This window comes from Blastocatellia bacterium (assembly GCA_035573895.1).
Lineage (GTDB): Bacteria > Acidobacteriota > Blastocatellia > HR10 > HR10 > DATLZR01.
Genome location: DATLZR010000171.1, coordinates 1 through 15,309 on the forward strand (window position 1 = coordinate 1; position 15,309 = coordinate 15,309).

Here is a 15,309-nt window from a genome sequence, read left to right on the forward strand (position 1 = left end):
CAAAGACCATCTTGGCGATTTCCAGGGTATCCTCATCGGTGATCCGGCGACCAGCCACCATTCGTTGCTCGATGCCCAGCCGCGCAGCCATCTGGGTGAGTTGTGCACCACCTCCGTGAACGATAACGAGCCGGATTCCCACCTGGTGACAGAGTGCGATCTCCTCGGCCAGAGATTGAAGAACGGCCGTCTCCTCGGTGACTTTCCCGCTGAGCTTGACGATGAAGATTTTCCCCTTGAATCGCTGAATGTAAGGCAAGGCTTCCCGGAGGAGTTCCAATCGCTGATTGTTCCGATGGCTCATAGCGGCGATGCCACTCCCGTCAATAGTTCACCGCGTCGCTGACGGATCACCTCGTTCGATTTCATGTCCGGTCAGCCAATCTGCCTCTGCGGGTGGTTGTCCAAGAAGCATCGTGAGGATCGCCTTTTGAACGTGGAGGCGATTGGCTGCTTGTTCCACGACGATGGAGCGGTCGCTGTCCAACACGCTATCGGTGACGACGACATTCCGACGGACAGGCAGGCAGTGCATGAAATATCCGTGGTCGGTCAGCTTCATCAACTCTTCCGTCACGATCCAGTGACGATAGTTCTGGCGCAGGGCTATTTCTTCGTCGAGTCGGCCATAGTAGTGACGGGAACCCCAGCTCTTGGCATATATGATCTCTGCTCCCCGACAGGCCTCGCGCTGATCGTGTATGATCTCGACGTGAGATCCGTTGGCCTCAGCATGGCGTCGGATGAGCGTCATCAGATCGGGATCGAGGTCGTACTCCGGTGGACACGCAATCGTCAGATTCATGCCGAATTGAGCAGCGGCAAGGGCAAAAGAGTTCGGCACAGCCATCGGTAAGGGCTTGGGGTGATAGGCCCAAGTGAGGACCACCTTTCTCTGGTCCACCAGGCCGAATTTTTCCCGGATCGTCATCACGTCAGCCATCGCCTGGAGAGGGTGGAACATGGCCGATTCGAGATTGATCACCGGCACCGTGCTTTCCCGTTGAAAGCTTCGAATGACGGGATCTTGGCGGTCCTCGGCGTAGGTGGTCATCGTGGGAAAGCTCCTGACAGCAAGAGCATCAGCGTATTGCGAGAGCACACGAGCCGCTTCCTTAACGTGCTCGGTTTTGTCTCCATCCATGATGACTCCCTCTCGGTATTCTAGCGTCCATGTTCCTTTCCCGACATCGAGCACAACACTATGCCCGCCCAGTTGATGAACGGCAATGTCCATCGAGGTGCGTGTTCGCAGCGACGGGTTGAAGAAGATGAGGATAATCGTTTTACCCGCCAGGGGCCGCCCGTGTCCCTGCCGCTTGTATTGGATCGCCAGATCGAGAATGTCCGATAGTTCGGACCGGCTGAAATCGCCCGTGGAGATGAAGTCTCTGCCGTAGAGGTCGGTCATGGGGAAACTGATCTGTCTCACTGTTCGTAACATATGTCTCGAAACACCTCAACGAAGAAATCAGCCTCGCTCCGTGTGAGCGTGAGCGGGGGAAGCAATCTCAAGACATACTCATCATCGGAAAGCCCGGTGATGATCTTATGGCGGAGAAGTCGTTGCTGAATGTCCCGGGCCGGCACGGTCAGTCTCAGGCCAATCAGAAAGCCCAGTCCTCGGATTTCCGCAACAAGAGGCAGGCCCGCCAGTCGCGTCATGAGATAGGCGCTGGTCTGTCGTACGTTGTCAAGCAGGTCTTCCTCTTCGATGATGGCCAGGGTTTCATCCAGAGCAGCACAAGCCAGCGGGCCTCCACCGAAGGTCGAGCCGAGATCACCGATTTTGACGTGGCGGGCGATCGGTTCTCGAACGAGCACCGCTCCCATGGGGACGCCGCTTGCAATCCCCTTGGCGAGGGTAATGATGTCGGGTGTGACGTCGAACCGTGGTGCAAAAAAGAAGCTGCCCGTCCGACCGCAGCCCGTTTGTACCTCATCGTAAATAAGCACGGCTCCCGTGTCATCGCAGGCACGGCGGAGGGCCTGGTAGAAATCAGGCGGAGCCATCCGGACGCCCGCGAGACTCTGGATCGGCTCCAGGATGACTGCTGCCGTTCGCGTTGTGATTGCCTGCTGAACGGCATCCACATCCCCGAAGGGGAGAATCCTAAAGATGGGGTGATCGTCAAGGGGTGAAGGAGCATTCGTCGTTTTGGCCCATCTACCACTGCCGGTGATGGCCTGCTTTGAAGCGGTCGCGTCAGCTCCAGCCCGGCTTCCTTCCGGCTGCTCGAGGGGACTGAGGGGTCCCGACCGCCAGCCACCATCCACTTTCTTCTGACTCGCCTGATAGGTCACCCATGTTCGCCCGTGGAAGGCTCCCTCGAATGAAATTATCTCTGCACGTCCCGTCACCTGGCGGGCGAGTTTGAGGGCATTCTCGTTGGCTTCAGCACCCGAATTGACGAAAAAGACGGACGTAAACCCGGCAGGAGCCACCTCGCACAACCGAGCCGCCGCCCGAGCGCGACTGCTGTTATAGACGACGTTGGAGTAAAAGATGAGCGCCTCCGCCTGAGCCTTCAGTCGAGCGACCAGGCGAGGGTGGCAATGGCCAGTCGAAGCCACGGCATGCCCTCCATAGAGATCGAGGTAGCGTTCCCCCTCGGCCGTGTAAACCCAGCAGCCGTCGCCCCGCTCGATTACGAGCGGAAGTTTGGCATAAGCGGGCAGATGCGCGGCCTGTTCCAGGTCAATGACGTTCATCAGTTGTTCATCTCCCGATTCAATCTGCGAGCAAGAGGTGGCGTCGGACGTGCGATCATCCAGAGCGCCCCGGATCAGATCAGGGATTACTTCCGGCAAGACGTAATCCCGTTGTCTCTTCCAAACCGAACATCACGTTCATATTTTGCACGGCTTGGCCGGCAGCGCCTTTCACAAGATTATCAATGGCGACGAAAATGACAGCGTGACTACCCTGAACGGCCCAGCCGATGTCGGCGAAGTTCGTGTGTTTGACCCAGGTGATGTCGGGCGATCGGTTCGGTCCGAGCAGCCGGACGAAGAATGATTTCCCGTAGGCCCAGGCGAAAAGGTCTCTGATTTCATCGTTGTCGAGCGGACGCGTCGCCGTCAGATAGAGCGTCGCGAAAATCCCCCGGACGACCGGTGCGGAATGGACCTGAAGGAGAAGATCTCCGTTCCAGTCAGGGTTGACCGAGCGGAGCACCTGGAGGATTTCCGGCAGGTGTTGGTGTGTCAGAGGCTTGTAGGCAAAAAAACTGTTGGCCCGTCGGGGGTGATGGGTCGTCTCGCTGGGCGTCGCTCCCGCTCCCGAGGAGCCAGTTTTAGCATCGGCGACGATCGGCCCTTGGATGAGACCTGTCGCAACGAAGGGATAAACCCCCAACAGCACAGCCGTCGCGAAGCATCCCGGATTTGCCACGCGGAGACTGCTGGCAATCGCGTCACGGTTAATCTCCGTCAGCCCGTAGACGAAATCTTCCAAACTGTGCGGAGCCCGGTGTGGGCGGCCATAGTAGATTTCAAATTGCCGGGCATCTCGCAGGCGAAAATCCCCGGCGAGATCAATAATCCGCACCTCCCGGGGGATCGCAGGAACAATCTCCATGCTCTTTGTGTGGGGCAAGGCGAGAAAAAGACAGTTCAGGTCGCGGCATTTCTCCGCAATTGTGTCCACCGGCGGCATCGGCTCGAAGGAAAGTTCCGTCAGGTGACGGAGGTTCGGATGCACCTGACCGACGGACCGCCCGGCATGATCGTGGGCCGTAACCCAGGCGATTTCCACCTGTGGGTGAAAAAGCAGCAGGCGCAGCAATTCTCCTCCGGTGTAGCCCGATCCCCCGATGATTCCGACTCTGAGCGCCATAGGTGCCTGTCTCCTCATCCGGTCGGTCTCTCTCTCGCGCGATTCTGGCCCGGGGGTCCCGGCTTCTCTTTCGCTGCTCCGGCCTCTGGGGCGATCCTAAGGTTCTGGCCTCACTTGTGGGCCGCATGAGTGATCTTTCGTTCGATAGCCGAAAGCACAAACCGAAAGAGATCGCCGGAACCGTTGCGTGCATTGGCCGCGGGGATGCCCAACTCCTTCAGCAAAAATTCCCGACCCATGCGGCTGTCTGTGACCGGCCCCGAGATGACGTCAATTCGAATCCCTTTGTTCTGTAGAATCTGGCAGCCTCCCCAGGCGCCGACGAAGTCACTGGCGCAGAAGACGACCGCACCGACAAACCGCATCAGGTCGGAGTCGTCAAACACCGACTGAACGTTATATCCGCCGATGATTCCATCGCCCAATTCGAGCACGATGACATCGGGGTGGCATTCGTTTAAGCGGTTGACCAGCGCTTTAGCGATGCCAGCGAGATTGGAAACCGACACGGTCGAGGGATAGCCGCAGTCGAGGAAGGACAGCGTCTTAATCGCTCCGTGGTCTTCCATGTTGAGCGTATCCCGCAGGCAGGCGATTCCCGACACCTTAGCGGCGGCCACCCGATAGCCCGCGTGATCAAAATGCTTGATGATTTGCGTGGCCGCAAAAGTCTTCCCCGAACTCATGCACGTGCCGGCCACAAGGACGAGCGGTCGGGAGGCATTCAGGTGGTTGAGCGGTGGAATGGCGTTCTTGGCGATGTTGAGGATCGCCGGCTCCTCTCCGTCCCCGTCGCACACCATGCCGAGAAGTTCGACCTCAATCGCTTCTCCAAGGTCATTGTAATGGTCTATGCAGCGACCGATGACACCACCGAGATTCAAGATATGGAGCCTGTCGCCAGGCTCGATCTTCGGCGGAACGTCTCCGACGAACCCTTTGAGGGCGCGCCGTTGCCCCAGGACTCCAACAATGATGTCGTTACGATTGATCGTGGAGAGACGACCGCTGGGCAGCTCAAGCTGATTGTAGGTGGCATTGTCGGTAAGCGCACGGCCAACAACGACATTTCCGATACGCGCTTCGCAGCGCGTTGTGACCGGGACAATGTGCGAGAGGCCCAAATTTACCGTCACCGAGCCAATCTTATCCACGCGTATGAATGTCACGGAATCGTTGTTCATCGCCTCCTCATCTCCTCATTGTCAGCCGGGTCTGGCGCCTTCATGGGGCCCCGACAGGTCGAATCCCCGGAGCTTCCGTCAGACATGGTCGCGATGGGATGGTTTCACTCCATGCCCTTCGACCGCACGGCCTCGTAGGGCTGCCAGTCGCAAACGAAGTGCATTGAGTTTGATGAACCCCTCGGCATCGTACTGGTTGTACACCGAGTCGGCTTCAAACGTGGCAAATTCGGGAGCGTAAAGCGAGCAGGGCGATCGTCGCCCCGTCACTACACAATTGCCCTTGTAAAGTTTCAGCCGGACTTCTCCGGTCACCGTGGCCTGTGTCTCCTCAATCAGGTTTTTGAGGGCCGTGAACTCCGGCGAGTACCAGAAGCCATAGTAGATCAGATCAGCGATCTTCACAGACAACGAATCGCGCAGCCGGAGGACCTCTCGATCCAGCGTGATGGACTCCAGTGCTCGGTGAGCCACATGCAAAATGGTAAGGCCCGGCGTTTCATAGACTCCCCGAGATTTCATCCCCACGAATCGGTTCTCCACAATGTCAATGCGCCCGATGCCATGCCGTCCCCCAATCTCATTGAGCGTCTGGACGAGTGCTACGGGGGAGAGAGGTTCACCGTTGAGCGAAACGGGAACGCCTTGCTCGAAGCCAATGTAAAGGGTCTCAGGCTTGTTGGGGGCCTGTTCGGGAGAAACCGTCAGGCGAAACATGTCCTCCGGCGGCTCGGCCCAGGGGTCTTCGAGAATTCCTCCCTCGAAACTAATATGCATGAGGTTTCTATCGGTTGAATATGGCTTGTCCTTCGTGGCGGCAACGGGAATATTATACCGAGCGGCATACTCCATTAGATCGGATCGCGAGCGCATCTCCCAGATTCGCCACGGAGCAATAACGGTGATGTCGGGCGCAAGAGCATAATAGGTCAGCTCAAAGCGTACCTGATCGTTCCCTTTGCCCGTCGCTCCGTGGGCAACGGTATCAGCTTTCTCCCTGCGGGCGATCTCGATCTGACGTTTGGCAATGAGCGGACGAGCCAGGCTCGTCCCCATAAGGTACGCTCCCTCGTAGACGGCATTGGCTTTGAGTGCCAGGAAGATGAAGTCGCGGACAAACTCTTCCTTTAAGTCCTCGATATACACCCGGCTGGCCCCCGTCGCCCGGGCTTTCGCCTCTAACCCGTCAAGCTCATCTCCCTGACCGATGTCGGCTGTGTAGGCGATTACCTCACAGCCATAGCGTTGCTTTATCCAGTGGAGCATGACCGATGTGTCTAGCCCGCCCGAATAGGCCAGGACGACTTTCTTGACTTCCTTGTGTGTCATCTTCACCACCTCACCGAAAACGAATAATCCCTCCCCTTCACCGATGGATCGCGGGGTCCACAGCTCCCCGCTTAGTCTGATCCCTCTGCGGGGATCGTCGCTTCTGTCAGATTGAAAAGCTCCTTAATTCGTCGAAGTGCAGCTTGCTGGTCGGCAGCCGTCTTGACGGCGACAAAAAGCGTGTCGTCTCCGGCAACGGTGCCAACGACCTCGGCAAACTGAGCGTGATCGATTGCTAGAGCAACCGGCGCTGCTTCACCAGGCTCGGTCTTAATGACGATGAGATTGTCACCAGCCGTATCAAGCGCCAGGATCTGCCCATGCGTCAGAGGATGCAGGGACCGGGGAAGGGAATAAACTCCATTCATCTTGACGATCCCAAGCCGTGCAATGTCGCGCGAAACACATGACTGAGTGACGGAAAAGCCCAGCCGTTTCAGCTCCTCGACGATTTCCGCCTGGCGACTCATTTGCTTGCTTGCGATCAGTTGTTTGAGCTTTTCGCGTCGCTCACGCGCTGACATATTAGTTGCATTTTATGCGATTTTATTCCAATTTTGCCGAAAATAGGGGCATACTTATACCAGACCTCCCCTCGCTTGTCAATAACCTATCCGAACAGGCTGTTGAGCCTTGACGCGAGGGGTGCGGAGAGCCATCAGAAATCCACAGGCTTGCTTTCAAACTTTTGCCCTACGAGGGCGAAAATCTTTCCCGGGAGGATATCCGGAAAGATACCACTCCCGGGAGGGAAAAATGAGAATCTCTCACGGAGACAAGTGCTCCCGAGTGAGTGACCCGTGGAAACCCTTCATCATCGAGGAAAGACTTCCACGTCATTCCGCGTTTTCGGTGGGTTCTTTTTCAGAGTAGGGATACCCTCTCGTTCTTTACTGCAGGAAGCTTCGCACGCGCGGGTCTGGCGATGTCCAGAAGAGTTCGTCCGGGCCATGGAAGGCGATGCGTCCCTCCGAGAGGACCAGAATTTTGGTGTTCGTCAGGCAGAAGTCGTCGCTCTCTCGACGGAAGATGATTTTTCCCTCGGGCGTCTTCTGGTAGAGGTGCGAGCAAAGGTAGCGAACTTCGTCCATGTTTTGTGTGATCCAGAGCGATGTCACATGATGAAGATCTCTCAAGCGCATAGCGAGGCGGCTGATCCGTCTCCCGATGACAGGATCTAGCCCGGACAGGGGGGAATCGTAGAAGATGATTTCCGGCGAACCGACAAGAGCCCGTGCAATGGCTGTTCGCCGACTCATGCCTCCGGAGAGTTCGTTCGGCATCATCGCATAGGCATGTTCCAGGCCCACCATCCGTAGCGTCGCGCGCACCTGATCCTCCACATCCTCCAGTGAGTAACCTTCCTCCAGGAGGCGGTAAGCGACATTTTCCGCCACCGTCAGAGAAGTAAAGAGAGCATCCTCCTGAAAGACAACACCAATGCGACGGCGGAGCTTAAGAATGTCAGATTCGCGCATCTGCGTTATTTCATGTCCGTTGAGGAAAATCTGTCCCTCGTCCGGGCGAAGCAGTCCGATAGCCAGACGAAGAATGGTAGACTTGCCCGATCCCGTTAGACCGAGAATGAGAAGCATTTCTCCTCGCGTCACGCTGAAGGTAATGTCCTGAAGAACCGGCCTGTCCTCAAAGGTGATCGAGACGTGGCGGAATTCCACGGCCACCGGATGAGGGGGTGTATCGGCGGGCGAGATCTTATCTCGTTCGGAGGAGTTGTCCTTTGAGCCTCTGGTGAAGAGTTTCATGCGATGTCTCACAGTCTCCTTCGCTTCTTCTCTGTTTGGAACGGACGGCGACTTTTTGTCATGGCGATCATCACGTCCTTGATATGGCATGCTCCTCAGCGCCCGCCGGGTCCCTAATCGCTCACGGCTGCCTCTTCGAATATTTCATACTCTTCGAATGCCTCCTGAGCGCCGATGAACTCCTGGATGTAAGGGTCGCACGAGCGACGAAGTTGCTCTTCCGTCCCGATAAAGTAGATCCGATGGTTTCGCAGAATGATGAACCGGGTGTTAATGAGGGAGAAGTTATCGTCGTTCCGATGGAGGCAGATGATCTCCCCGGTGGCTGTGCGGGTGTAAAGCACCGAGGAGAGAAACCTCACGTCATCCATTCGGTGGGTGACGAAGATCGAAGCTCCTCCTTGAAGATCGCGGTATTTTGCTGCCAGTTCGCACAGTGTCCGTGCCGTCGGAGGATCGAGGCCGGCCGTCGGTTCATCAAACAGCAGGATCTCTGGTCCTCCGACGAGCGCCCGGGCAATGGCAACGGCCCGCCGCATCCCCCCGGACAACTCGCCCGGCAGGACATCCATGTCGCCTTTGAATTCGATGAAGGCCAACTGGCGTTTGACTTCTTCCTCGATTTTCTCTTCCGGCCACCCTTCTTCGTAGAGCCGGTAACCGACGTTCTCTCGCACAGTCAAGCTGTCAAAGAGCGCCCCCGACTGGAAGACGATTCCCATTTTTCGTCGAACGGCGAGGAGATCCTCTTCGCTCAGACGGGTCGTCTCCTGACCGTCAATGTAGATCTCTCCCCGGTCGGGTTTCTGGAGGCCGAGAACGAGACGAAGGATCGTTGACTTGCCGCTTCCGGAGCCACCGAGGATAACGACCATTTCTCCCCGTGCGACCGTGAAGCTGACGTCTTCGAGGACAAAGTGTTCTCCATCGTAGGAGTGCCAGACATTCTTGAAGTCAATTGCTACTGGTGGTCTATCCGTCATGCCCTACTCCTGAATGCCATCAGGGCCACTTTATAGCACAGGGCCACCAATCCGACAACCGAAGCCACGAGGGGGATTCCCCTGATTTTGGGGCAATTTCACTGATTTTTCTCACAAAATTTTTCACCTCCGGTCGGCGCGTCTTCGTGAGGGGGCTCGCGTCGCTCCGTCGAGGGCGGCCTCCGCCCTGTTGATAGTCTGTGCCCTGTCATCTTCCTCATCATTGCTTTTGGACCCCGGGTAGTTCAATAATGAGCGGGCGTATGAGAACCAGGGAGCGACTCACTGCAGTGAAGGAGCCTGTTTCGCTGGAGCGACGGCTACGGACTTACGATGCAGCCGCAATTGTGATCGCCAACGTAGTGGGCGTGGGGATCTTCACGACGCCGGGCATTGTTGCACAGATGGTTCCACATCCGCTCTTGATTCTCGGTTTGTGGGTGGTGGGAGGAGCAATGGCTCTGGCGGGGGCGTTTGCCTACGCTGAGCTGGCAACACTCCGGCCCCGCGCGGGCGGTGAATACGTCTACTTGCGGGAAGCGTTCGGTCCACTGGCGGCGTTTTTGACCGGCTGGACATCCTTCGTTGCCGGTTTCTCGGGAGCAATTGCCGCAGGCGCGGTGGGGCTGGCCGCTTATCTGGGCGACTTCTTTCCGGCGGCATCTGACGCACGTCCCTTTCTCCAGCTCTCTCTGGGAGTGGCCCGCCTGGAGCTGTCTCCGCGCACGCTGGTGGCACTGGTGGCGATCGTCGCGCTCTCCTTGGTTCACCTTCGAGGGCTCGGACCGGGGCGGTGGCTGCAAAATCTCCTGGTGGGGTTGAAGGTGCTGGCCCTCCTTGCTCTGGTCGCGGCGGGTTTCGCCTTCGGATCGGGCTCGTTTAACCATCTGGAAGTCTCCGCAGCAACGATGACTCCAACCGGTAGCCTTCTCGCATTGATTCCCATCCTCTTCGCCTATAGCGGATGGAACGCGGCAACCTATGTGGCTGAGGAAGTGCACAATCCTCATCGAACGCTCCCGCGGGCGCTCTTTTTGGGGACCGGGACCGTGGTGGTCCTCTATTTGTTGTTGAACCTTCTTTATCTTTATGCTCTACCGGTGCATCAACTGGCCGGCACGATTGACACGGGCTCTCGTGTCGCCCGGGCCCTTTTCGGACATGCAGCCGGAAGCGCGCTGACGCTCGTGCTGGTCATTGCTCTGGCCAGCAGTTTGAGTGCGATGATTCTGGCCGGTCCGCGCGTCTACTTCGCCATGGCGCGGGATGGATTGTTCCTTTCCGCTGCCGCCCGCATACACCCTCGGTTCCGAACACCGGCAACGGCCATCGTAGCTCAGGCGATCTGGAGCGGCATTCTCGTTCTTTCGGGGACGTTCGAGCAGTTGCTCACGTATACGGGGTTTGCTGTCGTTCTCTTCGCCGCCGTTGCCACGCTGGCGCTGTTTGTGCTGCGGTATACGCGTTCGAGCGAGGTTCGCCCCTTCAAAGCCTGGGGGTACCCGATCGCGCCCGCACTCTTTTGCCTCGTGAGCTTTGCTGTTGTCGTCAACACCATCTACGAGAGCCCCCGGCCGTCGCTCGCCGGCCTCGCTATTATTGCAGCAGGCGTGCCCATCTACTGGTGGTCGGCGCGACGCCGAATGCGATCGGTCGTAAATCGGTGAAGCTTCAGAGGCGCCAATGGTTTAAGCATATTGATCATTTCTCGACCGGAGGGAAGGCATGATGACGCAAGAACATACGGAAACTTCGCGCATCGGGCGAGCTTTTCGACGTGCCGTTCGCCTGAGTCCCGTTGGCCTTTTGGGTGTGGTTGTATTATCCGCGCTCGCGATTCAGCAAAATCCCTCGCCGGGGACGGGAACACTACAGCAGAAGATTGCCCGTTACGAGCGTCCTGACCGGGACGAATGGCAGATGCCGGATGAGGTCCTTCGCGCACTCAACGTCAAGCCGGGAATGGTGGTGGCCGACATCGGCGCAGGAAGCGGCTATTTTACGCGTCGCTTCGCCCGGGCGGTCGCTCCCGACGGGAAGGTCTTCGCCGTAGACATTGACGCAGAGATCCTGGGATATCTGAAAGGAGAAGCCGAGCGGCAAAAGCTCACTAATATCTCCATCATTGTGTCCAGGGAAGATGATCCCATGCTCCCCGATGACTCCGTTGACCTCGTCTTCCTCTGCGACACGACGCATCATATCCGTGAGCGCGTGTCCTTCTATCGGAAGCTGATTCGGGCTGTGAGAAAGGGTGGGCGGATGGCGATCATAGACTTCCCTCCCGAAGCCAATACGAAGGGATTCTGTCCCCACCCTCGTGATGAACTGCTGTCGCCCGAACAGGTCATCCGTGAAGCGGAACAGGCGGGATTCGCACTGATCGAGCGATTTACATTTCTCCCGCGACAGTACTTTCTGCTCTTTGAAAAACGAAATTCGTCGTGATGATCAGCGGGTGTGCCCCGATCGTCGGATTAGCCCTTCTCAAGGGGGAACCCGGGAGGAGTCGAGGACACCAGTGCTCTCATCCCTTCCGAGGACTCACATCCAGCCTGGTAACATGGGCTCTCAGCCGGGGGATGAGGGGTGGTGAGCCTGTCAACGCTCTCCTTATGAGGCGAGGGGCAGCCACCCTCCCGGCATCGAGTTCACGATCCCCCTTCAGTAGAGGACCTCGTAAACCTGGACCGGCTGCTCGCGGCCTTTGACGGTAATCGAGCCAATCACATTCGTGGGGAATTCCTCGCCGATAGCGTCTTTAGTCATCTGGCTGATGCGGATTTGCCCGCGCGCCGCAGTGGATTCCAGTCGGGCAGCCAGATTGACGGTATCCCCGATGGCCGTGTAATCGAGACGCTGCTCCGATCCGATATACCCGACGGTCGCCGGACCCGTATTGATCCCGATGCCGATGCCGATCGGAGGGAGATTCATCTCGACCAGTTCCTGAACGAAGGAAGCCATACGTCGCTGCATGGCAATGGCAGCGCGAACAGCGCGGGCAGCGTCGTCGTCGCTCCGATAGGGAGCGCCGAACAAGGCCATCATCCCATCCCCGATGTACTTATCGAGCGTCCCTCCGTGAGCGAAGATGATGTCCGTCATCGCTTGAAAGTACGCGTTCAGCAGTTCGACGACCCGTTCGGGCGGCGTCTTCTCCGAAAGGGGCGTGAAGCCGCGAATATCGGCAAAGAGCACCGTGATGATCTGGTTGCTGCCGCCCGGCTTCAGATGTTCCGGCGAGGCGACGACCTGATCAATGATGAACGGGGGCATGAACCGGGCCAGAGCGGCGCGGGCCAACGCTTCCCGTGAGAGCCGTTCGTAAGAGAGAGCATTATCAATGGCGATGGCCGTTTGTCCGGCGATAGCGTTCAAGAGCTCGAGATCGTCTTCGGTGAAAGTTTCCCGGGGATCTCGTCGGTCGGCGTAGATAACGCCGAGCGTTCCACTGCGGCCAATGAGCGGAGCACACATGACCGAATGAATCCCCTGGGTGAAGATGGAGTGGGCACTTTGGAGGGCGGCATCCGTTTGAGCAGAGAACGAAGCCAGGGAGACTCCCTCTTCGAGCACCTTGCGGACAACCGTCTCGCTGATGTGGAGCGTCTGGCCGGTCTCGATCTCTCTCCCCTGACGAACTTGAATGAGGGCGGGCGTCAGTCGGTCGCTCGCCGGGTCTTTGGTGAGAATGCAGCAACGATCCGCCGGGGTGACTTCGAAGAGCACGCTCGTGGCCTGGCGGTAGATGTCCTCCAGCGAGAAGACCGAACTGAGCGATGTCCCCAGACGATAGAGGAGATTGAGTCGTTTCGCTTGTCTTTCCACGAGGCGATTGAGCTGGGCAAGCTCCTGGGCGAGCGCCTGAGGTGCCGCCGGCCCAAATGCCGTTACATCCAATCGGCGCGTGGCCCCGCTCGGCTCCAGCGGAGCGCGAAAGACAATCGAAGGGCTCAGGGGTTCATCGGAGAAATGAACGATCGGTTCCTCGGTTTCCAAAAACGTAATTCGGCAGGCGTTGGCGAGCGAGATGACATCGCCGTGTTTGATCGGCTGGGGATCATGAGCCGCTAATCGGCGTCCGTTGACGAAGGTGCCATTCTTGCTCCCGCGATCCTCGATGACATAGCGATCCTGCTGCTGATAGATTCGTGCGTGCTGGCCCGAAACTCGATTATCGGGGATGACCAGAGAATTCAGCTCCGCGCGCCGGCCGATGGTCACTTCCTCGCCTCTGAGCGGGACGTCGAACGATTTTCCTTCTGTTCCTATAATCACCCTCAGTTTCATAGTCTCCAACTTCTCTCATCGTCGTCACGTAACGAAGTGATTCTTTGGCCCGCTCGACAGCTCGATTTGAGAGCTGTCGAACGAGACATGAAGCCACGGATTCCACCCGGTGCGAAACGACGCCCTATTCGAAGATGTATTCTTTGCCGATCTCCGCGACGAACAGATTTGGGCAACCGAGCGCCTCCAGCTGGGCGATGACGGTGGCCCGAAGTTGCGGCTTTATATGAACGGCGAAGACTGCGGCGTTGCGCTTGAGCTTGGTGAGTTCCCGTTTCAGGCTCTGCGGAGTCAGGTGTTTAGACGCGGCCGCCAGGTCTTCGAGTTCGTTGGGATAGGAAACGTCAACGAAAATGGCCGCGAGGTTCTCGGCGCTATTACTAGCTTCCCAAATCTCATCGGTGCAATAGGTGTCCGACGTGATCGTCACGGTTGCGCGGTCATCGCTTATGATAAAACCCACAGTCGGCACGACGTGATTGGTCGGGATCGGGCGGATGCGAAGGCCTTCGACCGTATAGGTCTGCCGCACCTGAAGCGAACGAAATTGAAGCGACGGTCCATTCCCGTTCCTCAGGGCAATCCGGGTGAAATCGGGCCAGATCTCGTCGTTGAAAATGTTACGCCGAAGCGTCTCGATCACTTCATCGGTGGCCCATACGGTGATGGGCTCGGCGAGCAGAGGATACACCTCTGCCACGAGAACGGGCAGCGAGGCGGTGTGATCGCTGTGACTGTGGCTGATGAAGATGTTTTTGACCGCCAGTTGCTCGGCGGGAGAGAGAGCGAAACCGATGCTGCCCGCATCAATGGCCGTCGAATCGTTGATGAGATACGTCGTCAAGGATTGAAGACGATTCGGATCGCTACAGTTACTGGGCAAAAGTTTGAGTCTCATGATGACTGGTTCAGGGTCTGGCGCCGGAGCCGATGAGTCATCGCCGCGAATCATCGTTCGGGATTTCGCGGGAACTTGAGATATGGCAGGCGACTTCCGCGAAGGATGATCTGATCGGCTCGAATCTCCGGTGGCGCTTCAAAGCCTCGCGCCCCGGCAGCAGCGACGTAATCATCCTGCTCCACGCCATCGCCGCTGATGCCGAGGCCACCGGCGAGCTGTCCGCCCTTGTAGAGGGGAACGCTACCGGCGAAGAAAACAATTCCGCTTTGATTGTCGTTAACGGGCTGGCGTCCCTGTCGGCAGGGGCGGCTGATGTCCAGTTGATACAACTCGAAGAAAGGACCCGCTGCTCTGGGATCAAACGGTCCCCGACCGGGTCCGATTCCCGCGGGATACAGCGGCTGGCTGCCGAAGTTGATCGTTCGGTTGGTGACCGCCGTTCCCGGTGGGACGCCGGGCAGGTCTTCCGGTACCCGATCCGCACGGCTGAAATAAACGACGTTGCGAGCCTTGGTCACGGCGACATCAATGCTGAAGACGGTGGAATCCGGCATACGGAAGACGCCGAGCATCCGCCCATCGAGATCACCGACGGCAATGACAAAGCGGGCGCGACTCCCTTCGGGCAAACGGATGGCGGCACGGGTTCGATTGGCCGTCGCTACAGCCTGCTGGACGATGCGCATCACTTCCTCGCGGGTCAATCGTATCCCGTCGCGCGGCCCAACGAGCCAGCCCTCTGGAACCTCACGACCGGGCCGAGGCTCCACGACAAAGCTTCCCTCTTCCGGGCGGGGAAAATCCCCAACGTCTTCCGTGAGCAGGGAAGGGCAGCGGAAATCATCCGGGAAGGGGGGTAACTCCTGTCCGTTAATCCGAGCGAAAGGCAAACGAATTCCATCGAGAAAAATGACACCGGGGGTGGGCAGCGGCAGAACCGACGCCAAAAACGGAGGCGGACAGATCGCGCTAAAGGCGATCGTTTCGGCCAGAGCTCTATGCTCGCCCTGCGATCCGG

The 15,309-nt window shown here is 58.0% G+C and carries 14 protein-coding genes; 2 read left to right on the forward strand and 12 right to left on the reverse strand.

Annotated features, from left to right (window positions below):
* The 9 genes from VNM72_15095 to VNM72_15135 form a co-directional block, all read right to left on the reverse strand.
* On the reverse strand, nucleotides 1-304 hold a 304-nt coding region (locus VNM72_15095; GenBank protein ID HXF06721.1), incomplete at its 3' end, for an acetylglutamate kinase.
* A 27-nt stretch (nucleotides 305-331) separates the two neighbouring features.
* Nucleotides 332-1,444 carry an N-acetylornithine carbamoyltransferase gene (locus VNM72_15100; protein ID HXF06722.1) on the reverse strand — a complete coding sequence of 371 codons (1,113 nt, stop codon included), beginning with the start codon at nucleotides 1,442-1,444 and terminating at the stop codon, nucleotides 332-334.
* Complete coding sequence (locus tag VNM72_15105; GenBank protein HXF06723.1) at nucleotides 1,429-2,811, reverse strand: aminotransferase class III-fold pyridoxal phosphate-dependent enzyme; 1,383 nt, start codon at nucleotides 2,809-2,811, stop codon at nucleotides 1,429-1,431. Before VNM72_15105 ends, VNM72_15100 begins: the two co-directional genes overlap by 16 nt.
* On the reverse strand, nucleotides 2,792-3,838 hold the full coding sequence (gene argC, locus VNM72_15110) for an N-acetyl-gamma-glutamyl-phosphate reductase (GenBank protein HXF06724.1): 1,047 nt from the start codon (nucleotides 3,836-3,838) through the stop codon (nucleotides 2,792-2,794). Before argC ends, VNM72_15105 begins: the two co-directional genes overlap by 20 nt.
* Nucleotides 3,839-3,948: 110 nt before the next feature.
* The gene (locus VNM72_15115; protein HXF06725.1) at nucleotides 3,949-5,022 is read right to left on the reverse strand and encodes a hypothetical protein; all 1,074 of its coding nucleotides are present in this window, start codon (nucleotides 5,020-5,022) and stop codon (nucleotides 3,949-3,951) included.
* A 78-nt stretch (nucleotides 5,023-5,100) separates the two neighbouring features.
* On the reverse strand, nucleotides 5,101-6,351 hold the full coding sequence (locus tag VNM72_15120) for an argininosuccinate synthase (protein ID HXF06726.1): 1,251 nt from the start codon (nucleotides 6,349-6,351) through the stop codon (nucleotides 5,101-5,103).
* Between the two features lie 71 nt (nucleotides 6,352-6,422).
* The gene (locus VNM72_15125) at nucleotides 6,423-6,875 is read right to left on the reverse strand and encodes an arginine repressor (GenBank protein ID HXF06727.1); all 453 of its coding nucleotides are present in this window, start codon (nucleotides 6,873-6,875) and stop codon (nucleotides 6,423-6,425) included.
* A 366-nt stretch (nucleotides 6,876-7,241) separates the two neighbouring features.
* Entirely contained in the window at nucleotides 7,242-8,126 is an 885-nt protein-coding gene (locus VNM72_15130; protein HXF06728.1) for an ATP-binding cassette domain-containing protein, read from the reverse strand.
* A gap of 101 nt (nucleotides 8,127-8,227) precedes the next feature.
* A complete protein-coding gene (locus tag VNM72_15135; protein HXF06729.1) occupies nucleotides 8,228-9,097 on the reverse strand; it encodes an ATP-binding cassette domain-containing protein in 870 nt (289 codons plus the stop codon).
* 263 nt (nucleotides 9,098-9,360) lie between these two features.
* On the opposite strand from VNM72_15135, the gene VNM72_15140 reads away from it, so the two are divergent.
* Both VNM72_15140 and VNM72_15145 read left to right on the forward strand, forming a co-directional pair.
* Nucleotides 9,361-10,764, forward strand: a complete 1,404-nt coding sequence (locus VNM72_15140) for an amino acid permease (GenBank protein ID HXF06730.1) — start codon at nucleotides 9,361-9,363, stop codon at nucleotides 10,762-10,764.
* A gap of 58 nt (nucleotides 10,765-10,822) precedes the next feature.
* Nucleotides 10,823-11,545 carry a class I SAM-dependent methyltransferase gene (locus tag VNM72_15145; GenBank protein ID HXF06731.1) on the forward strand — a complete coding sequence of 241 codons (723 nt, stop codon included), beginning with the start codon at nucleotides 10,823-10,825 and terminating at the stop codon, nucleotides 11,543-11,545.
* Nucleotides 11,546-11,761: 216 nt separating this feature from the next.
* Here VNM72_15145 and VNM72_15150 read toward each other — a convergent pair whose 3' ends face one another.
* The 3 genes from VNM72_15150 to VNM72_15160 all read right to left on the reverse strand — a co-directional run.
* Nucleotides 11,762-13,390, reverse strand: coding sequence for an adenylate/guanylate cyclase domain-containing protein (locus VNM72_15150; protein ID HXF06732.1), 1,629 nt, complete (start codon nucleotides 13,388-13,390; stop codon nucleotides 11,762-11,764).
* A gap of 124 nt (nucleotides 13,391-13,514) precedes the next feature.
* Entirely contained in the window at nucleotides 13,515-14,288 is a 774-nt protein-coding gene (locus VNM72_15155; GenBank protein ID HXF06733.1) for a 3',5'-cyclic-nucleotide phosphodiesterase, read from the reverse strand.
* Nucleotides 14,289-14,338: 50 nt separating this feature from the next.
* Nucleotides 14,339-15,309 (reverse strand): heme-binding protein (locus VNM72_15160; protein HXF06734.1); only part of this gene is annotated, 971 nt, incomplete at its 5' end.